Source organism: Nocardioides sp. J9 (assembly GCF_007829375.1).
Lineage (GTDB): Bacteria > Actinomycetota > Actinomycetes > Propionibacteriales > Nocardioidaceae > Nocardioides.
Genome location: NZ_VLJQ01000093.1, coordinates 1 through 21,851, shown reverse-complemented (window position 1 = coordinate 21,851; position 21,851 = coordinate 1). Strand labels below are relative to the sequence as shown.

General features: G+C 72.2%; 26 protein-coding genes and 1 pseudogene. 16 read left to right on the top strand and 11 right to left on the bottom strand.

What is annotated here, in order from left to right:
* Positions 1–492, top strand: coding sequence for a Fe-S cluster assembly sulfur transfer protein SufU (gene sufU / locus L615_RS16070; RefSeq protein ID WP_028654054.1), 492 nt, complete (start codon positions 1–3; stop codon positions 490–492).
* Entirely contained in the window at positions 489–875 is a 387-nt protein-coding gene (locus L615_RS16065) for a metal-sulfur cluster assembly factor (protein WP_028654053.1), read from the top strand. Before sufU ends, L615_RS16065 begins: the two co-directional genes overlap by 4 nt.
* A gap of 43 nt (positions 876–918) precedes the next feature.
* Here the strand turns inward: L615_RS16065 and L615_RS16060 are convergent, their stop codons facing one another.
* Positions 919–1,455 (bottom strand): hypothetical protein, encoded by a 537-nt coding sequence (locus L615_RS16060; protein ID WP_145725722.1) that lies wholly within the window; start codon positions 1,453–1,455, stop codon positions 919–921.
* 49 nt (positions 1,456–1,504) lie between these two features.
* Positions 1,505–2,011, bottom strand: a complete 507-nt coding sequence (locus L615_RS16055) for an SRPBCC family protein (protein ID WP_222430574.1) — start codon at positions 2,009–2,011, stop codon at positions 1,505–1,507.
* A gap of 62 nt (positions 2,012–2,073) precedes the next feature.
* On the opposite strand from L615_RS16055, the gene L615_RS16050 reads away from it, so the two are divergent.
* Positions 2,074–2,691 carry an acVLRF1 family peptidyl-tRNA hydrolase gene (locus tag L615_RS16050; RefSeq protein ID WP_145725721.1) on the top strand — a complete coding sequence of 206 codons (618 nt, stop codon included), beginning with the start codon at positions 2,074–2,076 and terminating at the stop codon, positions 2,689–2,691.
* Here L615_RS16050 and L615_RS16045 read toward each other — a convergent pair.
* A complete protein-coding gene (locus L615_RS16045; protein WP_028654049.1) occupies positions 2,688–3,143 on the bottom strand; it encodes a GNAT family N-acetyltransferase in 456 nt (151 codons plus the stop codon). The two genes, L615_RS16050 and L615_RS16045, sit on opposite strands and share 4 nt — an antisense overlap.
* Positions 3,144–3,210: 67 nt before the next feature.
* Between L615_RS16045 and L615_RS16040 the strand changes: the two genes are divergently transcribed.
* Positions 3,211–4,116, top strand: a complete 906-nt coding sequence (locus L615_RS16040) for a phosphotransferase (RefSeq protein ID WP_028654048.1) — start codon at positions 3,211–3,213, stop codon at positions 4,114–4,116.
* A gap of 33 nt (positions 4,117–4,149) precedes the next feature.
* Here L615_RS16040 and L615_RS16035 read toward each other — a convergent pair whose 3' ends face one another.
* Positions 4,150–5,121 (bottom strand): neutral zinc metallopeptidase, encoded by a 972-nt coding sequence (locus L615_RS16035; protein WP_261376731.1) that lies wholly within the window; start codon positions 5,119–5,121, stop codon positions 4,150–4,152.
* A 71-nt stretch (positions 5,122–5,192) separates the two neighbouring features.
* Here L615_RS16035 and L615_RS16030 point away from each other — a divergent pair, with 71 nt between their 5' ends.
* Positions 5,193–6,791, top strand: coding sequence for an ABC-F family ATP-binding cassette domain-containing protein (locus L615_RS16030; RefSeq protein WP_028654046.1), 1,599 nt, complete (start codon positions 5,193–5,195; stop codon positions 6,789–6,791).
* A gap of 54 nt (positions 6,792–6,845) precedes the next feature.
* Here L615_RS16030 and L615_RS16025 read toward each other — a convergent pair whose 3' ends face one another.
* Together L615_RS16025 and L615_RS16020 are read right to left on the bottom strand one after the other, a co-directional pair.
* On the bottom strand, positions 6,846–9,380 hold the full coding sequence (locus tag L615_RS16025) for an ABC transporter permease (RefSeq protein WP_145725720.1): 2,535 nt from the start codon (positions 9,378–9,380) through the stop codon (positions 6,846–6,848).
* 1 nt (position 9,381) lies between these two features.
* A complete protein-coding gene (locus L615_RS16020) occupies positions 9,382–10,170 on the bottom strand; it encodes an ABC transporter ATP-binding protein (protein WP_145725719.1) in 789 nt (262 codons plus the stop codon).
* Between the two features lie 92 nt (positions 10,171–10,262).
* On the opposite strand from L615_RS16020, the gene glpK reads away from it, so the two are divergent.
* The 4 genes and pseudogenes from glpK (at position 10,263) to L615_RS24355 (ending at position 14,338) form a co-directional block, all read left to right on the top strand.
* Positions 10,263–11,789: a glycerol kinase GlpK gene (glpK, locus tag L615_RS16015; RefSeq protein ID WP_028654043.1), complete on the top strand. Its 1,527-nt coding sequence runs from the start codon at positions 10,263–10,265 to the stop codon at positions 11,787–11,789.
* A complete protein-coding gene (locus L615_RS16010; RefSeq protein WP_145725718.1) occupies positions 11,786–13,579 on the top strand; it encodes a glycerol-3-phosphate dehydrogenase/oxidase in 1,794 nt (597 codons plus the stop codon). The genes glpK and L615_RS16010 overlap by 4 nt, the downstream gene beginning before the upstream one ends.
* Positions 13,579–13,848 (top strand): annotated as a pseudogene (locus tag L615_RS24360) (SDR family NAD(P)-dependent oxidoreductase); the annotation flags it as partial. The gene L615_RS16010 and the pseudogene L615_RS24360, both read left to right, overlap by 1 nt.
* Positions 13,849–13,987: 139 nt before the next feature.
* Positions 13,988–14,338, top strand: coding sequence for an SDR family oxidoreductase (locus L615_RS24355; protein ID WP_261376730.1), 351 nt, complete (start codon positions 13,988–13,990; stop codon positions 14,336–14,338).
* Here L615_RS24355 and L615_RS16000 read toward each other — a convergent pair.
* On the bottom strand, positions 14,230–15,141 hold the full coding sequence (locus tag L615_RS16000) for an SURF1 family protein (protein WP_145725717.1): 912 nt from the start codon (positions 15,139–15,141) through the stop codon (positions 14,230–14,232). The genes L615_RS24355 and L615_RS16000 overlap by 109 nt on opposite strands.
* A 55-nt stretch (positions 15,142–15,196) precedes the next feature.
* On the opposite strand from L615_RS16000, the gene moaA reads away from it, so the two are divergent.
* A complete protein-coding gene (gene moaA, locus L615_RS15995; RefSeq protein ID WP_028654041.1) occupies positions 15,197–16,189 on the top strand; it encodes a GTP 3',8-cyclase MoaA in 993 nt (330 codons plus the stop codon).
* A 125-nt stretch (positions 16,190–16,314) separates the two neighbouring features.
* Here moaA and L615_RS15990 read toward each other — a convergent pair whose 3' ends face one another.
* The 3 genes from L615_RS15990 to L615_RS15980 all read right to left on the bottom strand — a co-directional run bounded on the left by L615_RS15990 (position 16,315) and on the right by L615_RS15980 (position 17,973).
* The gene (locus L615_RS15990; protein WP_028654040.1) at positions 16,315–17,235 is read right to left on the bottom strand and encodes a type IV toxin-antitoxin system AbiEi family antitoxin domain-containing protein; all 921 of its coding nucleotides are present in this window, start codon (positions 17,233–17,235) and stop codon (positions 16,315–16,317) included.
* 227 nt (positions 17,236–17,462) lie between these two features.
* Entirely contained in the window at positions 17,463–17,633 is a 171-nt protein-coding gene (locus L615_RS15985) for an acetone carboxylase (RefSeq protein WP_145725716.1), read from the bottom strand.
* Positions 17,623–17,973 (bottom strand): DUF3099 domain-containing protein, encoded by a 351-nt coding sequence (locus L615_RS15980; protein ID WP_051485368.1) that lies wholly within the window; start codon positions 17,971–17,973, stop codon positions 17,623–17,625. Before L615_RS15980 ends, L615_RS15985 begins: the two co-directional genes overlap by 11 nt.
* A 42-nt stretch (positions 17,974–18,015) precedes the next feature.
* Between L615_RS15980 and L615_RS15975 the strand changes: the two genes are divergently transcribed.
* From L615_RS15975 to fabI, 3 genes are all read left to right on the top strand, one after another.
* Positions 18,016–18,231 carry a dodecin gene (locus L615_RS15975; protein WP_028654038.1) on the top strand — a complete coding sequence of 72 codons (216 nt, stop codon included), beginning with the start codon at positions 18,016–18,018 and terminating at the stop codon, positions 18,229–18,231.
* A 98-nt stretch (positions 18,232–18,329) separates the two neighbouring features.
* On the top strand, positions 18,330–19,040 hold the full coding sequence (gene fabG / locus L615_RS15970; protein ID WP_145725715.1) for a 3-oxoacyl-ACP reductase FabG: 711 nt from the start codon (positions 18,330–18,332) through the stop codon (positions 19,038–19,040).
* 1 nt (position 19,041) lies between these two features.
* Entirely contained in the window at positions 19,042–19,860 is an 819-nt protein-coding gene (fabI, locus tag L615_RS15965) for an enoyl-ACP reductase FabI (RefSeq protein WP_051485367.1), read from the top strand.
* Here the strand turns inward: fabI and L615_RS15960 are convergent.
* The gene (locus tag L615_RS15960) at positions 19,789–20,517 is read right to left on the bottom strand and encodes a TIGR02206 family membrane protein (protein WP_186449898.1); all 729 of its coding nucleotides are present in this window, start codon (positions 20,515–20,517) and stop codon (positions 19,789–19,791) included. The two genes, fabI and L615_RS15960, sit on opposite strands and share 72 nt — an antisense overlap.
* Positions 20,518–20,551: 34 nt before the next feature.
* Here L615_RS15960 and L615_RS15955 point away from each other — a divergent pair, with 34 nt between their 5' ends.
* The 3 genes from L615_RS15955 to L615_RS15945 form a co-directional block, all read left to right on the top strand.
* Positions 20,552–21,061, top strand: coding sequence for a histidine phosphatase family protein (locus tag L615_RS15955; protein WP_145725713.1), 510 nt, complete (start codon positions 20,552–20,554; stop codon positions 21,059–21,061).
* Positions 21,062–21,107: 46 nt separating this feature from the next.
* Positions 21,108–21,500, top strand: coding sequence for an IS5 family transposase (locus L615_RS15950; protein ID WP_145725712.1), 393 nt, complete (start codon positions 21,108–21,110; stop codon positions 21,498–21,500).
* 10 nt (positions 21,501–21,510) lie between these two features.
* Positions 21,511–21,851: transposase (locus L615_RS15945; RefSeq protein ID WP_145725711.1), on the top strand; the 341-nt coding region annotated here is incomplete at its 3' end.

Below are 21,851 nucleotides of genomic sequence, written 5' to 3'. Positions count from 1 at the left end.
ATGAGCACCGCGAACGGCCAGGACCTGGATGCCCTCTACCAGGAGATCATCCTCGACCACTACAAGAACCCCCACGGCAAGGGGCTGCGCGGTGACGCCGACGCAGCCGGCACCGCGGAGGTCCACCACGTCAACCCCACCTGCGGCGACGAGGTGACCCTGCGCGTCCACCTGGCCGACGGAGTCGTCGACGACGTGTCGTACGACGCGGTCGGCTGCTCGATCTCGCAGGCCTCCGCGTCCGTGCTGCACGACCTCGTGGTCGGCAAGGGCGTCGACGAGGCGATGGCGATCCACCAGGAGTTCCTCACCCTCATGCAGGGCAAGGGCGCGATCGAGCCGGACGAGGAGGTGCTCGAGGACGGCATCGCGTTCGCGGGCGTCGCCAGGTTCCCGGCACGCGTGAAGTGCGCCCTGCTGTCCTGGATGGCGTGGAAGGACGCGACGGCCCGGGTCACCGGTGCCGCCACCGGCGAAGGAGACAAGGCATGAGCGACAACAGCGATCTTCCCGAGGTCCCCGAGGCCACCGACACCCTCGTGGGCGCTTCGAGCAACGCGTCGTCGAGCGTCGCGCTCGCCGACATCGAGGAGGCGATGAAGGACGTCGTCGACCCCGAGCTCGGCATCAACGTCGTCGACCTGGGCCTGGTCTACGGCATCCACGTCGACGAGGGCACCAACGTCGTGCTCGACATGACGCTGACCTCCGCGGCGTGCCCGCTGACCGACGTCATCACCGACCAGACCAACTCGGCGCTCGAGGGCCTCGTCAACGACGTCGCGATCAACTGGGTCTGGATGCCGCCGTGGGGTCCCGACAAGATCACCCCCGACGGCCGCGAGCAGCTGCGCGCCCTCGGGTTCAACGTCTGACCCGAGGGTCCGACCGACCGAACGCACACCGGCGCCCGGGCTGCTAGAAACAGCGGCCCGGGCGCTTGCCGTACTTCCAGGCAAAACTCACGGTCATCTCGCCCTCCGGGCCGTGCCCGACGAGGACGACGCGGTACTTCCCGCGGAAGCGCGGAGCCTTGATGTCGAACTGCCGCGGCGCAACGGCGGTGGGGGTGCGCCGCACCGTGCACGCAGCACGGCGCGGGTGCGCGAGGCTGGTCAGCCGGGCGCTCCACCGCCATCCGGGCCGGCCGAACCAGAACCGGATCGCGCCGTGGCGGGTCACCGTGACCAGGTCGCGGGCGGAGGGCTGGCGGCCCTGTGCGCACACCGACGTGCTGATCTCCCCGCCATCGACCTGCTCGGCCGGCCCCTGCCAGCAGTAGCTGGTCGGCTGCAGGCGCACGTTGCGCTCCGCCAGCTTGAGCACGACCGGTGAGGGCGTGGCCGACCRGGTGTAGGMCAGCCGCGCCGGCGCGGCCGCGTGGCCGGCGACCGGCACGGGCAGCGCGAAGAGGGCGACCAGGAGCAGAACGACGCCCAGACGTCGGGGGAGCATGCCTCGATCGTAGGTCCGAAACGTCCACCGCGTGACCCGATCGAGCGGATCAGGGGACGGTCGCGAACCGCTCGTCGGTGTAGCGCCGCAGGTTGCGCAGGAAGCCGCTGAAGACCGCGTTCAGGAAGGGTCGCCCCAGCGGCATGCCGAGCCGCGACGGACCGCCCACGTCGAGCGCGAGCGTCCAGGTCAGCCGGCAGCCCCCGGCAGTGGGGACGACGTCGTACCGCTCGGCGAACGCGCGCACCGTCCGCGTCGAGGACTCGTTGAACCGGAAGGACATCATCGTCGGGGGCTCCCAGGTGAGGAACTCCTCGTCGCCGACCAGCCCGCCCCGCATCGTCACCGTCCGGCGGGTGCCGGCGCCGCGCGGCTCGGGCGTCGTCCACTCCACCCCCGTGATCACGCTCGCCCAGCGCGGCCACGCGTCGGCGTCGGCGAGCACCTCGAAGAGCTGCTCCGGGGTGACGGCGAGGTCCACGCTGTTCGCGTAGCGGTGGGGCGCGGTCTCGACGAAGTCGATCCCGACGGGCTCGCACGGGTGCATCCTGGCCATGGCAGGAGGGTAGAACACGTTCTCGTCGGGACGGGTCGGCGTCCGCCCGGTAGCGTCGCCCCGTGCCCGAGGTCCTCGTCCCCGTCGCGCGCTGGCCGCGGTGGCTCGCCAACTTCGAGGCGTCCCACGGCACGGCTGACCTCGTCGTCGGCGAGGGCGCCCTCCGGGGCGCGGCGCCCGACGGGTCCCGCTTCGTGGTCCGCCTCCCCTTCTCCCGCCCGTACGACGGACCGCCCGATCCGGCCGCGCTCGCCGCTGCCGCCGTGGCGCCCGCCGGCTGGGGGGTCCTGCTGGTGCGCAAGGGCGGCTTTGCGGTGGCCCGCATCGAGCGGGGGAGCGTGGTGGCGTCGAAGACGGGCCAGCGCCATGTCCAGGGCCGCACCAAGGCCGGCGGACAGTCCCAGCAGCGCTTCGCCCGCCGCCGGGCCAACCAGGCCCGGGAGGCCTTCGAGGCCGCGGCCGACCACGCGGCCCGCGTCCTGGCCGGCGTCGACGTCGTCGTGGCTGGCGGTGACCGCACGGCCGTGACCGAGGTGCTCGCCGACCCGCGGCTCGCACCGGTGCGGGTGGTCGGTCCGTGGTTCCCCGTGCCCGACCCGCGCCGCGCGGTGCTAGAGAAGGTGGTGGCGGACGCCGGGGCGCTCGTGGTCGACGTCGAGAACGCGCCCGGACCGCCCTAGAGCTCCTTCGTCATGAAGACGCTGTGCGGGTCGAGGACGTAGCCGTCGAACGGGCCGCACTCGGTGAAGCCGCGGGTCGCGTAGAGCGTGCGCGCGGCTGCGAAGTAGTCCTCGGTGCCCGTCTCGAGGCTGACCCGGCGGTGGCCCTGCGCGCGGGCCTCGGTCAGGACGTGGTCGAGCAGGCGGGCGGCGACGCCGCGACGGCGGGCGGTGCTCGCCGTGCGCATCGACTTGAGCTCGGCGTGGCCGGCGGAGACGACCTTGAGCGCCGCGCAGCCGAGCAGCACCCCGTCGTCGCGGGCGGTCCAGAAGGTGATGCCCGGTGCGGCCAGGGCGTCCGGGTCGAGGGCGTGCACGCTCTCCGCGGGGGAGGTGGCGTACATGTCCGCGAGGTGCTCCTCGAGCAGGGCGAGGACGTCGGGACGGCGCGGGTCGTCGGCCTGGATCTGCACGTGCCCATCCTCCCCGGGCGTCCGGACATCCCCGCCCGAGGGGCCCCGATCCACTAGTTTCGGCAGCATGTGGCAGCCCGAGCCCGACTGGGTGGCGCTCCCGGGAGGTTCCGGGACGTCCACCGTCGGTGTGTGGCGCACCGCGCTCGGTGGCCGGCCGGTCGTGGTCAAGCGCCTCGGCGCACCGCAGGCCGGCGACCCGGCGATCCTCTCCGACCGCAGCCACGTCGCCTGGTGGCGCCGCGAGGCCGACGTGCTCGAGACCGGCCTGACCGTCAGCACGCCCGGCCTGCGGTCGGCGCCGGCGTCGGTCGAGGAGGACGAGGAGGGCGTCACCATCACCCGCGACTGGGTGGAGGACGCGGCCTCCAGCGGGCTCTTCCTGGCGCTGTCCGTCGGCCGGTTCGCCGGAGCCCAGATCGGCCACCCGACGTTCCTGGCCACCGACCTGCTGCGCGACCGCCTGGACCGCGTGGCGCGCAACGGCGGCTGGCCGACGCTGGCCCGCACGACCGTCGCCGACGTCGCCGACCACCTGTGGACCAGGCGCGAGGTGATGCTCACCCTGCTCGACGGCCTCCCGCAGGTGCCGCAGCACGGCGACCCGACGGCGCTCAACCTCCCGGGCCGCGAGGGTGACGACGCGCTGGCCATCGACTGGGGCACCCTGGGCCACGGCCCGGTGGGTGGCGACCTGGGCTACCTGTCGCTGTCGTCGCGCGAGGAGTTCGAGCCGCTGCTCGACGCCTACCTGCTCGGCCTGCCGGGCGGCGTCGCGGATCGCGACGCCGTCGTCCTCGGCGCCCAGGTCACCGCGGTCTACACCGCGCTCAGTCGCGCCGAGTGGGCGCTGGCGCGGGTCGCCACGGGCGAGGGGGCGCTGGCCGCGAAGTACCGCCACCCCGCCGTCGCCCCGCACCTGCGCGCGCTGCAGCGCACCTTCGGGCACATGGAGGCCCTGCTCGAGCTCTGAGCCGGCCCCGGGCGTCGGCGCGTCCGGGAGGGCTCAGCCGCGGCCGAGGACCTCCGACTCGGACGCCGAGAAGGTGTCGCAGGCCGCGACGTCGCCGCCCTCGTAACCGACGCGGAACCAGTGCATCCGCTGCGCGGACGAGCCGTGGTTCCACGTCTCCGGGTTGGTCTGGCCCTGCGTCTTGCGCTGGATGTGGTCGTCGCCGACGGCAGCCGCTGCCTTGAGGGCGTTCTCGATGTCGGCGTTGCTCAGCTCCTGCAGGAGGACCTGGCCGGCGGCGTCCTCGGTCGTCGTCGCGTGCTGCGCCCACAAGCCCGCGTAGCAGTCGGCCTGCAGCTCGAGGCGGGTCGCGTCGCTGGTCGGGCCCTGCTGGCTGCGGACCTGGTTCATGAAGCCCTGGAGGTTGGAGATGTGGTGCCCGTACTCGTGGGCGAGCACGTAGAACTCGACGAACGGCTCGTCCGGCGCCCCGAGCTCCGGCTCGAGCACGGTGTCGAAGAACGAGGTGTCGAGGAAGATCCCCTGGTCGGCAGGGCAGTAGAACGGACCGACGGCCGAGCTGGCCTGGCCGCACGCCGTCGAGACGCTGCCGGAGAAGGTGGTGAGCGCCGAGATCGGCTGCCAGCCGCGCACCCGCTGCCCGGACCAGAAGTCGGTCAGGGAGTTCTCGATCGCGACCCGCGCGCAGTCGGCGGACCGGTTGGCGTCCTCGCCGGTCTCGCAGCCGGCGTACCGGTCGGTGCCCTGCTCGGCGTCGCTGAGCCGTGACGGCGAGTAGGCCGCCCCGAGGCCGCCGCCACCGCCGCCGCCGAGCCCGAGGTCGATGCCGGCGCACCGGGCCACCACGAACAGGACGACCAGCAGGACGACCCCGCCGATGCCGCCGCGGCCGGTCGGGATCGGGATGCGCATCCCGCTGCCGCCGAACCCTCCACCGCCACCGCCGGAACCGGCGTCGCGGACCCGAGAACGGTCGAGGCGGGCCTTCGGATTGAATCGCACCACGGACAGGAGCCTAGGGCACCGCGTCGGGGTTTAGGGCGCGCCGAGACCCGCGTGGGAGAATCGCGCCCGTCATGATCACGGTGCACCAGCTCGAGGTTCGCGTCGGTGCGCGGCTCCTCATGGAGAACGTCAGCTTCCGCGTCGGCCCCGGCGACAAGGTCGGCCTCGTCGGCCGCAACGGTGCCGGCAAGACCACCCTCACCAAGGTGCTCGCCGGCGACGTGCTGCCCGCCAGCGGCACGGTCACCAACAGCGGGGAGCTCGGCTACCTCCCGCAGGACCCGCGCGTCGGGGACCCGGAGACCCTCGTCCGCGACCGGATCCTGTCCGCCCGCGGGCTGGACGACGCCGTACGACGGATGCGGGCCGCCGAGGTCGCGATGGCCTCCGACGACCCGGACGAGCGGGACAAGGCGTTCCGCAAGTTCCAGCGCGCCCAGGACGAGCTCGACGCGGGCGGCGGCTACGCGGCCGAGACCGAGGCGCTCCAGATCGCGCAGAGCCTGGGCATCCCGGACCGGCTGATGGACCAGCCGCTCGGCACGCTCTCCGGCGGCCAGCGACGCCGCGTCGAGCTGGCGCGGATCCTGTTCTCGAGCGCCGAGGTGCTGATCCTCGACGAGCCGACGAACCACCTCGACGCCGACTCGATCCTCTGGCTGCGCGACTGGATGAAGTCCTACAAGGGCGGCTTCATCGTGATCTCCCACGACAACGACCTGCTCGAGGAGACCGTCAACAAGGTCTACCACCTCGACGCGAACCGGGCCGTCATCGACGTCTACAACATGGGGTGGCGCAACTACCTCACCCAGCGCGAGACCGACGAGGCCCGCCGCAAGCGCGAGCTGATGAACGCGCAGAACAAGGCGAAGACGCTGACCGACCAGGCCAACAAGATGCGTGCCAAGGCCACCAAGGCGAGCGCCGCGCAGCAGATGCTGCGGCGTGCCGAGCGGCTGCTCGAGGGCGTGGAGGGCGAGCGGCAGGCCGACAAGGTCGCCGCGATCAAGTTCCCCAGCCCGGCACCGTGCGGCAAGACGCCGCTCACCGCGCACGACCTGTCGAAGTCCTACGGCGCGCTCGAGGTGTTCACCGCCGTCGACCTCGCCATCGACAAGGGCTCGCGCGTGGTCATCCTCGGCCTCAACGGCGCCGGCAAGACCACGATGCTGCGCATCCTCGCCGGCGTCGACAAGCCCGACACCGGTGAGGTCGTCGCCGGGCACGGGCTCAAGGTCGGCTACTACGCGCAGGAGCACGAGACCCTCGACGTGCACCGAACGGTGCTGGAGAACATGCAGTCCTCCGCGCCGCAGCTGACCGACACCGAGGCCCGCTCCGTGCTCGGCTCGTTCCTCTTCTCCGGCGACGACGTGCACAAGCCCGCCGGCGTGCTGTCCGGCGGGGAGAAGACCCGGCTGGCCCTGGCCTCGCTGGTCGTCTCCGCCGCCAACGTGTTGCTCCTCGACGAGCCGACCAACAACCTCGACCCGGCCTCCCGCGAGGAGGTGCTCAACGCGATCCGCCGCTACGAGGGCGCGATCGTGCTGGTCACCCACGACGAGGGCGCGGTCCACGCACTGGAGCCGGACCGCGTGCTGATCCTCCCCGACGGTGTCGAGGACCTCTGGAACCCGGAGTACGCCGACCTGGTCGCGCTGGCCTGACGACCGCGGCCCGGCCCCCACCAGCTCGCCGGGACCGGGCACGACGGCCGGGTCTCACTCGGTGGCGATCGCGTCCAGCACGTTGAGCCGGGCGGCCCGGACCGCCGGCACCACCGCGGCGAGCACGCCGACGACGATGGCGATCAGCAGGAAGACCACGAGCTGGCTGACCGGCAGGCCGAGGCTGGTGAGGTCGTCCTTCAGCGCCCGCTGGAGCAGCACGCCGATGACCAGGCCCAGCACCATGCCGAGGATCGCACCGAGCACGGCGATGGTGACCGACTCGAGCATCACCATGCGGCGCAGCTTCGCGCGGCTCATGCCGACGGCCCGCAGCAGGCCGATCTCACGGGTCCGCTCGATGACGCTGAGGCCGAGGGTGTTCACGATGCCGATCACCGCGATGACGATCGCCAGCGCGAGCAGGCCGTAGATCATGTAGAGCAGCTGGTTGACCTGCTCGCGGATCTCGTCGGAGAACTCCTGCTTGTCGTAGACCCCGACGATCGGCGCCGACTCGGCCGCCTCGTCGATGGCGTCGCGCACCTCCGCGGTGTCGGCGCCCGGCTCCAGCAGGATGCTGATGGCGCTGTCCTGCCGCAGGATGCCGGCCTTCGCCAGCTGCTCGAGCGGCACGTTCACCTGGGAGGCGACCTCGGTGTCCTCCACGATCCCGACGACCTCGGGCCGCAGCTGCTTCCCGCCCTGGAACGCGAGGTCGAGGGTGTCGCCGACGGCCACGTCGTGCTCGTCGACGAACCGCTTGCTCACGAACGCCTGGTCGCCGTCGAGCTCGGTGGTGCCCTCGAAGACGTCGAGGTCGTAGATCGAGGTGAAGGCGTCGTCGGTGCCGGTGAGGTAGACGGTGTCGTCGTCGTACTGCGCCGTCGTGAGCTGCTGCCGGCTCATCGTGCCGACCCCGTCGACCTCGGCGATCCGGTCACCGACCACCGTCGAGAACGGCAGGAAGGTCGTGCTCTGCACCAGCAGGTCGGCGGTGAACTGCTCGTCGACGACGTCGTCGACCGACTTGTTGAGCGAGGCGGCCAGGACACCGATCGTCGACACCAGGGCGAGCCCGATCATCAGCGCCGACGCGGTCGCACCGGTCCGCCGCGGGTCGCGCAGCGCGTTCTCGCCGGCGAGGCGCCCGGTCGTGCCGAACAGGCCGGCGAACAGGCCGCGGCAGGCGACGAGGACCGGCTTGCCGATCACCGAGCTGATCGCGGCGACCGTGAGGATCCACAGGACCGCGCCGATGCCGATCAGCAGCGCGTTGGTGTCGGCGATGCCGGCCACCGCGAAGCCCGCGCCGATCGCCAGCACCGCCCCGCCGATGACGGTACGACGGCGCAGCGATGCGCGCTCCGGTGCGGAGTCCGCCCGCATCGCGGCGACGGGGGCGACCCGGCCCGCACGGCGCGCCGGCAGCCAGGCGGCCGCCATGGTCACCCCGACGCCGACCAGGTAGCTGATCAGCGTGGCCTGCAGGGTCAGGTCGAGTGCGTCGCCGGCGATGTCGAGGCCGACGCTGCGGAACAGCGCGGCGAGGCCGCGGGCGAGGAGCAGGCCGAGCCCGATCGCGATCGTCGAGGCCACCACGGCGAGCACGAACGCCTCGACGAGCACCGACTGCATCACCTGGCCACGGGACGACCCGAGGGCACGCAGCAGCGCCAGCTCACGGGTGCGCTGGGCGATCAGGATCGAGAAGGTGTTGACGATGATGAACCCGCCGACGATGACGGCGATGATCGCGAACACCGTGAGGAAGGTCGTGATCACGTCGAGGAAGCTGCCGACCGCGTCCTGCGACTCCTCGGCCACCTCGTCGCCGGTGACCGCCTCGAAGCCGTCCGGCAGCACCGCGCTCGCGGCGTCGCGCAGCTCCTCCTGGGTCACGCCGGGTGCCGGGGTGAGGCTGATCCGGTTGAAGACGTCCCTGCCCTGGAAGAAGAGGTCCTGGGCTCCCTCGGTCGAGAAGACCAACAGGGTCGCGCCCGCCGTGCCGCCACCGTTGAGCTCGGCGGTCCCGACGAGGGTCGCCGTCCGCTCGAGGACGCCGAAGGGTGCGAGCAGCTTCACCTCGTCGCCGATCTCGTAGTCACCCTTGTCCGCGGCGCCGTCGTCGAGGACGATCTCGTCCGTGCCGGTGGGCCACTCGCCGCTGGTGAGCAGGAGGATCTGCTCGCCCTCCATGTTGGGGCCGTCGTGGTAGTTGAACGCCAGCGTCGGGGCGCCGCTGCCGCCGACGAGGGTGCCGTCGTTCGCGAGCAGGCTCATGCCTGGCGCGGCGATGTCGCCGTCGGCCCGCTCGACCTCGGGCAGCTCCTCCAGCGCGGCGACGGTCTCCGGCCCCATCGCGAGCTCCGACTGCCCGCCGACGCCGTCGCTGAACTCGTCGGTGTCCTGGGCGCGGACCACGCCGCTGGGCGTGGAGCCGTAGATGATCCCGTCGAAGGTGGCCTGCAGGCCGTTGCTGAAGACGAGCACCCCGGACAGGAACGCCACGCCGATGACGACCGCGAGGCCGCTCATCAGCAGGCGCACCTTGCGCGCCAGCAGGTTGCGCAGGGTCAGCCGCAGCATGTCAGGCCTTCCCGCGGGCCGCGGCCGCCTGCAGCTCGGTCATGTGGGTGAGGATCTGCTCGCGGTCGGGGGAGCGCAGCTCGTCGACGATGCGGCCGTCGGCGAGGAACACCACCCGGTCGCAGTACGACGCCGCGACGGCGTCGTGGGTGACCATGACGATGGTCTGGCCGAACTCGTCGACGCTGCGGCGCAGGAACGAGAGCACCTCGGCGCCGGAGGTGCTGTCGAGGTTGCCGGTCGGCTCGTCGGCGAAGACGATCTCGGGCTTGCTCACCAGCGCGCGGGCGCACGCCACCCGCTGCTGCTGGCCGCCGGACATCTCCGCGGGGCGGTGGCCGAGCCGGKCCCGCAGGCCGACGGTGTCCACGACGGTGTCGAACCACCCCTGGTCGGGCTTGCGCCCGGCCAGGCTGAGCGGGAGCAGGATGTTCTCCTGCGCGGACAGGGTCGGCACCAGGTTGAAGGCCTGGAACACGAACCCCACGTCGTCGCGGCGCAGCGCCGTGAGCGCCTTGTCCTTGAGGCGTGACAGGTCGGTGTCGCCGATCAGCACGGTGCCGGCGGTGGGCGTGTCGAGCGCGGCCAGGCAGTGCATCAGCGTGGACTTGCCGGACCCGGACGGGCCCATGATCGCGGTGAACTCGCCGGCCACGAGGTCGATGGACACACCGTCGAGCGCGCGGACCTCGGAGTCGCCGGAGCCGTAGACCTTGTGCAGATCGACGGCTCGCGCGGCGTACCGGCTGGCGGGCGGCGTGGTCTGGGGGGTGGGGGCGTCGACCGTCATGGCACAACCCTGCCAGTCGGCACCGACGGCCTGCATCAGGATTGTCCCCGAGACGACCCCGGGACGTCACCCGGCGCCCGTAGGGTGGGCGCATGGCGCAGGCACGGTTCGTGGGGGCCATCGACCAGGGCACCACCAGCACCCGGTTCATGGTGTTCGACCACCAGGGCAGGGAGGTCGCGCGGCACCAGCTCGAGCACCAGCAGGTGCTGCCCCGGGCCGGGTGGGTCGAGCACAACCCCGTCGAGATCTGGGAGCGCACGTCGTCCGTCGTGCAGACCGCGCTCGGGAAGGCGCGCCTCGACGCCGCCGACCTCGCCGCGGTCGGCATCACCAACCAGCGCGAGACCACGATCGTGTGGGACCGGAGGTCCGGCCGACCGCTGCACAACGCGATCGTCTGGCAGGACACCCGCACCGACTCCATCGCGGCCGCCCTCGACCGTGACGGTCGGGGAGACGTCATCCGGCACCGCGCCGGGTTGCCCCCGGCGACGTACTTCTCCGGCGGGAAGCTGCAGTGGATCCTGGAGAACGTCCCCGGCGTGCGGGAGAAGGCGGAGCGCGGCGACGCACTCTTCGGGACGGCCGACACGTGGGTGCTGTGGAACCTCACCGGCGGCGTCGACGGCGGCGTGCACGTCACCGACGTCACCAACGCCAGCCGCACCATGCTGATGGACCTCGAGACCCTGCAGTGGGACGACGAGCTACTGGGCTTCTTCGGCATCCCCCGGGCGATGCTGCCCGAGATCCGGGAGTCGTCCGCGACCACGCCCTACGGCACGACCCGGCGCAACGGTCCGTTCGGCGGCGAGGTCCCGATCACCGGCATCCTCGGCGACCAGCAGGCCGCGACCGTCGGCCAGGTCTGCTTCGCACCGGGCGAGGCGAAGAACACCTACGGCACCGGCAACTTCATGCTGCTCAACACGGGCACCGAGATCGTCCGCTCGAAGGCCGGCCTGCTGACCACGCCGGCCTACCAGCTGGGCGACCAGCCCTGCGTCTACGCCCTCGAGGGCTCCATCGCCGTCACCGGGTCGGCCGTGCAGTGGCTGCGCGACCAGCTCGGGATCATCAGCGGGGCGAGCGAGTCCGAGGCGCTCGCCCGCCAGGTCGAGGACAACGGCGGGGTCTACTTCGTGCCCGCCTTCTCCGGCCTGTTCGCGCCCTACTGGCGCTCCGACGCCCGCGGCGCCATCGTCGGGCTGTCGCGCTACAACACCAACGCCCACGTCGCCAGGGCGACCCTCGAGGCGATCTGCTACCAGTCACGCGACGTCGTCGAGGCGATGTGCGCCGACTCCGGGGTGCAGCTCGAGGTGCTCAAGGTCGACGGGGGAGTGACCCTCAACAGCCTCTGCATGCAGATCCAGGCCGACGTCCTCGGCGTGCCGGTCAGCCGACCGGTCGTGCCGGAGACCACCGCGCTCGGCGCGGCCTACGCCGCCGGCCTGTCCGTCGGCTACTGGTCCTCCACCGACGAGCTGCGGGAGAACTGGCAGGAGGACACCCGCTGGGAGCCGCACTGGGACGAGGAACGGCGCGCCACCGGCTACGCGCAGTGGCAGAAGGCCGTCCAGCGGACCCTCGACTGGGTGGAGGTCGACGCGTGAACCCCGCAGCCCTCTCGCCCCGCGCCCGCAGCGCCGCCCTCAAGCGGCTCGCCACCCAGCACCTCGACGTGCTGGTGATCGGCGGGGGAGTCGTGGGGGCCGGCGCGGCGCTCGACGCGGCCACCCGCGGACTGACCGTCGGCCTCGTCGAGGCCCGCGACTTCGCCTCCGGCACCTCCAGCCGCAGCTCGAAGCTGATCCACGGCGGCCTGCGCTACCTGGAGATGATGGACTTCCGGCTGGTCGCGGAGGCGCTCAAGGAGCGCGGGCTGCTCATGCAGCGCCTCGCACCGCACCTGGTGCGACCGGTGCCCTTCCTCTACCCGCTCAACGGACGCGGCTGGGAGCGCTGGTACGCCGGCACCGGGGTCGCGATGTACGACGCGATGTCGAAGGCCAGCGGCTACGGCGACGGCATGCCCGTGCACCGCCACCTCACCCGCCACGGGGCGCGCAAGGCGTTCCCGTCGCTGCGCAAGGACGCGCTCGTCGGTGCGATCCGCTACTACGACGCGCAGGTCGACGACGCCCGGCACACGATGTTCCTCGCCCGCACCGCCGCGACCTACGGCGCCGCGGTCGCCTCCCGCACCCGCGTCGTCGGGCTGCTCAAGGAGAGCGAGCGGGTCGTCGGCGCCACCGTCGTCGACCTCGAGACGGGCCAGCAGCTCGACGTCCGCGCCTCGCAGGTCATCAACGCGACCGGCGTGTGGACCGACGAGACCCAGGGCATGGCCCGCGAGCGCGGCCAGTTCAAGGTCCGCGCCAGCAAGGGCATCCACCTCGTCGTGCCCCGCGACCGCATCCGGGGCGAGACCGGCCTGATCCTGCGCACGGAGAAGTCGGTGCTGTTCGTGATCCCGTGGAAGCGGCACTGGATCATCGGCACCACCGACACCGACTGGTCGCTGTCGAAGGACCACCCGGCGGCCAGCTCCAGCGACATCGACTATTTGCTCGACCACGTCAACCGGGTGCTCGAGGTGCCACTGACCCGCGACGACGTCGAGGGCGTGTACGCCGGCCTCCGGCCCCTGCTCGCCGGCGAGTCCGAGGCGACGTCCAAGCTCTCCCGCGAGCACGCGGTGGCCCACAGCGTGCCGGGCCTGGTGGTGGTCGCCGGCGGCAAGTACACGACCTACCGCGTGATGGCTGCCGACGCCGTCGACGAGGCCGTGCACGGCCTCGAGCACGTGCTCGGCCGCAAGGTCGGCGCGTGCGTCACCGAGAACATCCCGCTCGTGGGCGCCGACGGCTTCCACGCACTGTGGAACCAGCGCCGCACGCTCGCCCAGCAGTCCGGGCTCGCGGTCAACCGCGTCGAGCACCTGCTGGAGAGGTACGGCTCGCTGGTCCTCGAGGTGCTCGACATCATCGCCGCCGAGCCCGACCTCGCCGAGCCGCTGCCCGGCGCCGAGGACTACCTGCAGGCCGAGGCCGTCTACGCCGTTACCCACGAGGGCGCGCGGCACCTCGACGACGTGCTGACCCGCCGGATGCGGATCTCGATCGAGACCTTCGACCGCGGTGTCGCGGCCGCCCCGCACGTGGCCGAGCTGGTGCGCGGCTACCTCCAGTGGGACGGCGAGCAGACCAACCGGGAGCTGGAGCACTACCTGAAGCGGGTGGAGGCCGAGCGCGAGTCGCAGCGGCAGCCCGACGACCACACGGCCGACGCGGCGCGGAAGGGAGCACCGGACGTCGTACCGGTCTCGCGGGTCGCGGAGGAGCTGGAGACGACCGAGACGACCGAGACGATGGAGACGACGGAAACGATGGAGACGAGCTGATGGACCTCGGACTCGACGGGCGGGCCTACCTGCTCACCGGCGCGACCCGCGGGCTCGGTCGCGCGACCGCGGAGGCGCTGGTCGCCGACGGCGCCCGGGTGGTGGTCTCGGGTCGCCGGCAGGAGTCGGTGGACGAGGCGGTCGCCGCGCTGGCAGGCATCGGCGGCGACGGGTGCGCCGCCGGGGTGGTGGCCGACAACGCCGACCCCGACGCAGCGGCGCGGCTGGTCGCGGCCGCGAAGGACGCCTGGGGGCGCCTCGACGGCGTGCTGGTCAGCGTCGGCGGACCGCCGGGCGGCCAGGTCACCGACATGACCGACGAGCAGTGGCTCCCCCCCCCCCCCCCCCCCCCCCCCGCCGCCCCGCGCGGCGCCCGCCGAGCTCGGCGAGGGCGGCTCGATCGCGTTCGTGCTGTCCACCAGCGTGCGCCAGCCCATCCCCGGGCTGGCCATCTCCAACGGCCTGCGGCCCGGCCTGGCGATGGTCGCCAAGAACCTCGCCGACGAGCTCGGCCCGCGGGGGATCCGGGTCAACGGGCTGCTGCCGGGCCGGGTCGCGACCGAGCGCGTCGCGGAGCTGGACGCCGCGACGGGCGATGCGGACGCGGCGCGGGCGGCGACGGAGGCGCAGATCCCGCTGCGCCGCTACGGTCAGCCGGAGGAGTTCGGCCGGGTCGCGGCGTTCGTGCTGTCCCCGGCGGCCTCGTTCGTGTCCGGCGTGATGGTGCCCGTCGACGGCGGGATGTCGCGCGGGCTCTGAGCCGGGTCCTCGCGCCGGCGTGCGAACGGGCCGGGGGCCCGTTCCTTGCGGCGCCGCTCGCCGCGGCGACCGTTCCTGCGCTCGTCCCACGCGAGGTAGGCGAACCCGCCGATCCCGAGGACGCCGAAGAACCACCACTGCAGGCCGTAGAAGAAGTGCGGCCCCTCGCCGAGCTCGGGGAGCTCGACGGGCTCGAGGGCGTCCTCCGGCTCCGGGTCCTCCGCCTTGAGCGCGACGAAGCCGGTGAGCACCGGGGTGCCGATCGCCTCGCCGATCCGCTCGCTGCTGATCGCCCGGGTCGAGCGGCCGACGACCTTGGTGCTGTCGCCCTCGCCGTCGGCGCGGACCCAGCCGGTGATCGCCACCTCGCCCGCGGGTGGGGCGGGGAGCTCGTCGGGACCGATCTGCGGGTCGTCGGTGGCGAACCAGCCCCGGTCGACCACGACGGCGGTCCCGTCGGCGGTGACGAGCGGGACCACGACCTCGACCCCGGGCATGCCGCTGCGGGTGCGGTAGCGGACCACGACGGTGTCCTCGACGTCGTACACGCCGCGGGCGGAGACCAGGCGCCACTCGTCGTCCTTCGCCACCGGGCGACCCGGGGCGAGCACCTCGCTGACGGGCACCGGGGCGCGGTCCTCGTTGGCCGCGACCACCTCGTTGCGCTCCCGGCGGTCCTCGAGCCGGCCGAACTGCCACTCGCCCAGCCACCACGTCCCGTAGCCGAGCAGGATGATCGCCAGGAAGAAGAGCACCCACCGCCTGCTGAGCAGGAAACGCCACGAGGCGAGCCAGGATCGCACCCGACAACGGTAGGACCAGCCTGCTTCCAACCGCCCACCGGCCTAGGATGGGTGCATGCAGCCCCTGGTCGACCAGTACGGACGGGTGGCGACGGACCTCCGGGTGTCGCTCACCGACCGTTGCAACCTGCGCTGCACCTACTGCATGCCGGCCGAGGGGCTCGACTGGATGCCGACCGAGGACCAGCTCACCGACGACGAGGTCGTCCGCCTGATCGGCGTCGCCGTGGGCCGGCTCGGGGTCGACGAGGTGCGCTTCACCGGCGGCGAGCCGCTGGTGCGCCGCGGCCTGGTCGACATCGTCCGGCAGGTCCGTGAGCTCGCTGCCGACGTCGAGATGTCGATCACGACCAACGCCCTCGGCCTGGCCCGCACCGCGGGCGCGCTCGCCGACGCCGGCCTGAACCGGGTCAACGTCAGCCTCGACAGCGTCCGTCGTGAGTCCTTCCACGAGATCACCCGCCGCGACCGCCTCGACGACGTCGTCGAGGGCCTCGCTGCCGCCGAGGCCGCCGGCCTCGGCCCGGTCAAGGTCAACGCCGTGCTCCTGCGCGGCGTCAACGACGACCAGGCCCCCGAGCTGCTCGCCTGGTGCATCGAGCGCGGCTACCAGCTGCGCTTCATCGAGCAGATGCCCCTCGACGCCCAGCACGGCTGGAGCCGGGACAAGATGATCACCGCCGACGAGATCCTCACCTCGCTGTCGGCCGCCTTCGACCTCACCCCGGCGTCCGAGCCGCGGGGGAGCGCCCCGGCCGAGCTGTTCACCGTCGACGGGGGGCCGGCGACCGTCGGCGTCATCGCGTCGGTGACCCGCCCGTTCTGCGGCGACTGCGACCGCGTCCGGCTCACCGCCGACGGCCAGGTCCGCAACTGCCTCTTCGCCCGCTCCGAGTCCGACCTGCGCACCGCCCTGCGCGCCGGCGCCTCCGACGACGAGCTCGCCGATCGCTGGCTCGCCGCCATGGCCACCAAGGCCGCCGGCCACGGCATCGACGACCCCACCTTCCTCCAGCCCGACCGCCCCATGTCCGCCATCGGCGGCTGAGCCTCCTCCCTCCTCGAGACGTCACTCGTGGCTCGTTGAGACGTCACCTGTGGCCCGTTGAGACGTCAGTTGTGGCGCGTTGAAGCGTCAGATGCGGCCTGGTGAGAGGTCAGGAGTGGTCGCTTTCACCACCGCCGGTTCGTGTACGACGGCCGCAACGCTCGCGCCAGCTGGAGGACCCAGCGGTCCAGCGACCTGCCGGTGAAGTCGCCGTTGCGCACGACGATCACCGTCCAGCCGTTCTCCCTCAGCCAGCGGCGCCGCTCCTCGTCGTACTGCCGCTGCTCGGGGGTGCGCAGGTGGGCGTCGTACCCGTCGTACTCCAGGCACACCCGGGCGTCCGGCCAGGCGAAGTCGAGTCGGAAGGTCGGCTTGCCCTCGACCTCGATCCAGTGCTGGAGCTCCGGCTTGCGCATCCCGCGGCCGACGACCTCGAGCAGCACCCATGCCTCGCGGTGCGACTCGACGCGCGGGTCCACCCACGGGACCAGCATGCGGAGCTGGACGACCCCGCGCCGGCGGCGGTAGCGGGGCAGCTCGCGCTGGAGGTCCCGCGTGGTCAGCCCGTGCCGTCGGGCGAGGAGGCACATCGCCGCGAACGCGTCGCGCTGGTGCAGGTGGCAACCGAGGTCGAGCGCGGTCCGCAAGGGTGTCGTGACCGGCACCCCGGCCACCGTCATCACGTCCTCCGGTGCCAGGTCACGCGAGCGGCCGTCGACCTCCGGGCGTCTGGTCCGGGTGCGCCCGCGCAATGCGCAGCTCTCGATGAGCGGGCCGGAGGCCAGCTCGCCAGCGGGGAAGACGTCGACGCCGTGGAGCCACGCCGCCGTACGGTCGACAGCCACGTGGTGCGGGGCGAGCGCAGCGGACACGGCCTGGGCGCGTTCGGTGAGGGTGTCCGGCAGGTCGCTGCGCTGGTAGATGCCTCGAGTACGACGCACGAGGAGGCCGCGTTGCTCCGCGGACCGCACCCGTCGTCGACGCACGCCGAGCGAGTCGGCATCACGCAGGTGGAAGGGGCCGATCGGGAAGTCGTCGAGGTCCATGCCTGCCGACGATGCGCTGCGTCGATCGGTCCGTCTGCCCCTGTGGTCGGGGCCGGTGGACAGCCGAGGCGGCGCCGCCCGTTGTGGACGATTCGTGGACGATCCCGGGCCGGGTGTGACCAGGAGACCCGTCGTACGCCGCCGACCACTCAACGGGCACTTCCTGACCACTCAACCCGCCACAGGTGACCACTCGACGTGCCACAGGTGACGTCTCGACCGTCGGGTCAGGAGGGGTGGGGGACGGTGTCGCGAAGGAAGCCGCGGGCGCCGAGGAAGTCGGCGAGGGACTGGCGGTGGGCGTCGCAGGTGTGCAGCTTCGGGTTGTTCCACTGCAGCTGCCACACCGCGTCGGCGCGGCAGTCCTTCGCCGAGCAGATGTCGCGGTCAGGCTCCATGGTCACCCTTCTCCCCGGGGCCGAGCTGGCGCTGCGCGTCACCGCCGCCGGTGAGGGGCAGCGACGAGGCGCGGCTGTCGTTGGCGTTGGCCATCACGACGGCGACGTACGGCAGGAAGAGCGAGGCGAGGATCAGGATCGGCCAGAGCCAGTGGATGCCCGCCGCGCCGCTGATCGCGGCACCGATGAAGCACAGGGTGCGGATGCCCATGGCGATGGCGTACTTCTTCTGGCGCCGTGCGATGTCGGCCTGCGGGTTGTCGCCCGCGGTGGTGATCCGGATCGGCTCCGGCTCCCGCCGACCGTCCGGCCCCTGACGGCCGTGGCGGGGGGAGGACATGGCCCCAGCCTACGCCGGGCACGGAGGACTAGGCTGACCGGCATGTCGAACCGTACCTACCGCATCAGCGAGATCGTCGGCACGTCGCCCGACGGCATCGACCAGGCCATCCGCAACGGCGTCTCGCGCGCCGGGCAGACGCTCCGCCACCTCGACTGGTTCGAGGTCACCCAGGTCCGTGGCCAGGTCAAGGACGGCCAGGTCGAGCACTTCCAGGTCACCATGAAGATCGGCTTCCGCCTCGAGGACGACGAGTGACCCACGGGTGACCTTGTAGGACCCCTACAAGGGATGCCGGGGAAGTTGGTGCCTGCCGCGGGCGAGCGGCAGGCACCCGCGCCCGTAGCGTCGGAGACGTGAACGAACCCCGATCCGTCCTGGTCACCGGCGGCAACCGCGGCATCGGCCGCGCCATCGCCGAAGCGTTCCTCGCCAACGGCGACAAGGTCGCCGTCACCACCCGCAGCGGCGGCGCCCCCGACGGCGCGCTCGAGCTCAAGGCCGACATCACCGACCCGGCTGCCGTCGAGGCCGCGTTCACCGCCGCCGAGGAGGCCCACGGCCCCGTCGAGGTGCTGGTCGCCAACGCCGGCATCACGGCCGACACCCTCCTGCTGCGCATGTCGGAGGACGACTGGAGCTCGGTCATCGAGACGAACCTGACCGGGTCCTTCCGCCTCGCCAAGCGTGCCGCCAAGGGCATGCTGCGGCAGAAGAAGGGCCGCATCATCTTCATCTCCAGCGTCGTCGGCCTGCTGGGCTCGCCCGGCCAGGTCAACTACGCCGCGTCGAAGGCCGGCCTCGTGGGCATGGCCCGCTCGCTGGCCCGCGAGCTCGGCCCGCGGTCCATCACCGCGAACGTCGTCGCGCCCGGCTACGTCGACACCGACATGACGGCCGTGCTCACCGACGAGCAGAAGGAAGGCATCCGGAGCCAGGTCCCGCTCGGCCGGTACGCCGACCCGACGGAGGTCGCCGGAGCCGTGCTCTGGCTGGCCGGCCCGTCGGCGTCGTACGTCACCGGCGCGGTGATCCCGGTCGACGGCGGACTCGGAATGGGGCACTGACATGAGCGACACCACCAGCACGGACAGCACGATCAACCGCAACGGCATCCTCGCCGGCAAGAACGTCCTGGTTGCCGGCGTCACCCTCGACACCTCCATCGGCTTCGCGGTCGCGAAGTTCGCCCAGCAGCAGGGCGCGACGGTGCTCGTGTCGAACTTCGGCCAGGCCCTGCGGATCACCCGCCGGATCGTCAAGCGGCTCCCCGAGCTGCCGGCCGTCATCGAGCTCGACGTCACCGACGAGGAGCACCTCGCGGCGCTGCCCGGCGCGGTGCGCGAGGTCCTCGGCGAGGACGCCGTGCTGCACGGCGTCGTCCACTCGATCGCCTACGGCAACCCCGAGACGCTGCTCGGCGGCAAGTTCCTCGACGGTCCGTGGAAGGACGTCGCGCAGGCGGTCGAGGTCTCCGCGTTCTCGCTGAAGTCCCTCGCGGTCGCCTGCCGCCCGCTGATGGCCAGCGGCAGCTCGGTCGTCGGCCTCACCTTCGACGCCACCGTCGCCTGGCCGGTCTACGACTGGATGGGCGTGGCCAAGGCCGGCCTGGAGTCCTGCGCGCGCTACCTGGCCCGCGACCTCGGCGCCGACGGCATCCGGGTCAACCTGGTCTCGGCCGGCCCGCTGCGCACCCTCGCGGCCAAGGCGATCCCGGGTTTCGAGGACCTCGAGTCGATGTGGAGCACCCGGGCGCCGCTCGGCTGGGACAACACCGACCAGGAGCCCACTGCCCGCGCGGTGTGCGCGCTGCTCTCAGACCTCTTCCCGGCCACGACCGGCGAGATCCTGCACGTCGACGGCGGCTTCCACGCGATGGGTGCCTGACCACCGCTGCGCGAGCAGGGTCAGCAACGCCCATGCGGTGACGACGACCAGGATCTCCTGGACGACGTACCACGGCCACGGACCCAGCAGGTCGAGGATCGACGACCGCGGCTTCCGCACCAGGTAGCCGTAATTGGTGTCGGCGACGACGTTGAAGGCGTACGTCGCCGACGCCCACACCAGCGTCGTCAGGACTGCGGCGCGGTAGTCCCGCCAGCGGGGTGCCTTCCGCAGCCCGACGACCAGGTAGACCGCCGCCCACACGATGAGCAGGTGCAGCGCCCAGAAGGCGAAGTACCGCGGGTGGGGGAGGTCCTCGTTCAGCGAGGGCGTCACGACCCCCTGGATGGTCAGCGTCAGGCCCCAGAAGAAGGTCAGCGCGACCGGGAACGGCCGGTGGGTCCACAGCGCCCAGGTCGCCGCGATCCAGGCCAGGTCGCACAGGTGCAGCGGCAGGGTGACGCCGATGTCGAAGTTCGCGACCAGGTCGATGACCTGGAAGGGGATCGTCACGACCGGGATGAGCAGCGCCCAGGCCCGGCTGAGCCGGGTCGGCCCCGGCTCGGAGGCGTGCCGCCGACCGAGCACCACCGCGACGACCAGGCCGACCGCGAACACGGCCAGCGGGACGTAGTGGGTCGTGCCGTACGGATCCACGCTCCCAGCATGGCGCACGCCGTAGGGTGAGCACGTGCAGACCACCCGGCGCCTCGTGATCATCCGGCACGCCAAGGCCGAGCCCTGGGCACCCAGCGACGTGGACCGGGTGCTCGAGGAGCGCGGCCGGGTCGAGGCCCGGATGCTGGGGGAGTGGCTGGCCGGGCAGGGGGTCGTCCCCGACGCCGCGTTCGTGTCCTACGCCGCCCGCACCCGGGAGACCTGGGCCGCGGTCGCTGGCGGGGCTGGCTGGACCCTCGAGCCCGCGTACGACGGCGGCCTCTACGGCACCGACGAGGAAGGTGTCCTCGACCTGGTCCGCGGCGTGCCCGACGACACCGGGACGGTCGTCGTCGTCGGCCACAACCCGACGATGGGCATGGTCGTGCAGCTCCTCGACGACGGGGAGGGCGAGGCCTCGGAGTCGATCGCGCTGGGCACCTTCCCGACCAGCACCGCGGCCGTGTTCGACGTGGGGGTCGCGTGGGCGCAGATCGGTGCGATGCAGGCCCGGCTGCGCCACTTCCACGTCGCCCGCGCCTAGGGCGTGTCTCCCAAGTCCACGCCGATAGGGCTGTTTTGATGCGGGCATGTCTCGTGAACGAGTCCTGACCGATGCTCAGTGGGAGCGGATCGCGCCGTTCATGCCGTCCTCGGATGGCGTGAAGTCCCGGCCGTTCCGTGATCACCGGCAGGTGGTCGAGGGCGTGATCTACCGGTTCCGGACGGGGATTGCGTGGCGCGACCTGCCCGGCTCGTTCGGGCCGTGGCAGACGGTGTGGAAGCGGCACAAGCGGTTCTCGAGCGACGGCACGTGGGACAAGATCCACGCCCGGCTCCTGGCCGAGGCCGACGGCGCGGGCGACATCGACTGGATGGTCAGCGTGGACTCCACGATCAACCGCGCCCACCAGCACGCCACCACTCTGCGCCGTGTTGAGCGACCTGCCGGCCGCCAAGCCACGGGCCTCACAGGGGGCTGAGTCGAACTACATGAATCTGCGCGCCGAGCCGCCCGATCACGCGCTCGGGCGCTCGCGCGGAGGCATGTCGACCAAGATCCATCAGCTCGTAGATGGGCGCGGTCGCCCGCTCGTGATCGCGTTGACGCCTGGCCAGGCTGGCGATTCGCCGATGCTGAAGCCGTTGTTGTCCCAACTCGCGGTCAAGCGACTCGGTCGCGGCCGCCCGCGCACGAGACCTGACGCAGTGCTTGGTGACAAGGCCTACTCCTCCCGTGCGATCCGCGCCGAGCTCCGCTCGCGCGGGATTCGGGCGGTGATTCCACAGCCCGCCGACCAGGTCGGCCACCGCAAGAAGCGGGGCTCGGCAGG

Bases quoted from the DNA above. Each gene is read 5' to 3' on its own strand.
- sufU (WP_028654054.1), top strand. From the start codon at position 1: ATGAGCACCGCGAACGGCCAGGACCTGGATGCCCTCTACCAGGAGATC.
- L615_RS16065 (WP_028654053.1), top strand. From the start codon at position 489: ATGAGCGACAACAGCGATCTTCCCGAGGTCCCCGAGGCCACCGACACC.
- L615_RS16055 (WP_222430574.1), bottom strand. From the start codon at position 2,011: ATGGCCAGGATGCACCCGTGCGAGCCCGTCGGGATCGACTTCGTCGAG.
- L615_RS16040 (WP_028654048.1), top strand. From the start codon at position 3,211: ATGTGGCAGCCCGAGCCCGACTGGGTGGCGCTCCCGGGAGGTTCCGGG.
- L615_RS16030 (WP_028654046.1), top strand. From the start codon at position 5,193: ATGATCACGGTGCACCAGCTCGAGGTTCGCGTCGGTGCGCGGCTCCTC.
- L615_RS16025 (WP_145725720.1), bottom strand. From the start codon at position 9,380: ATGCTGCGGCTGACCCTGCGCAACCTGCTGGCGCGCAAGGTGCGCCTG.
- glpK (WP_028654043.1), top strand. From the start codon at position 10,263: ATGGCGCAGGCACGGTTCGTGGGGGCCATCGACCAGGGCACCACCAGC.
- moaA (WP_028654041.1), top strand. From the start codon at position 15,197: ATGCAGCCCCTGGTCGACCAGTACGGACGGGTGGCGACGGACCTCCGG.
- L615_RS15990 (WP_028654040.1), bottom strand. From the start codon at position 17,235: ATGGACCTCGACGACTTCCCGATCGGCCCCTTCCACCTGCGTGATGCC.
- L615_RS15985 (WP_145725716.1), bottom strand. From the start codon at position 17,633: ATGGAGCCTGACCGCGACATCTGCTCGGCGAAGGACTGCCGCGCCGAC.
- L615_RS15980 (WP_051485368.1), bottom strand. From the start codon at position 17,973: ATGTCCTCCCCCCGCCACGGCCGTCAGGGGCCGGACGGTCGGCGGGAG.
- L615_RS15975 (WP_028654038.1), top strand. From the start codon at position 18,016: ATGTCGAACCGTACCTACCGCATCAGCGAGATCGTCGGCACGTCGCCC.
- fabI (WP_051485367.1), top strand. From the start codon at position 19,042: ATGAGCGACACCACCAGCACGGACAGCACGATCAACCGCAACGGCATC.
- L615_RS15950 (WP_145725712.1), top strand. From the start codon at position 21,108: ATGTCTCGTGAACGAGTCCTGACCGATGCTCAGTGGGAGCGGATCGCG.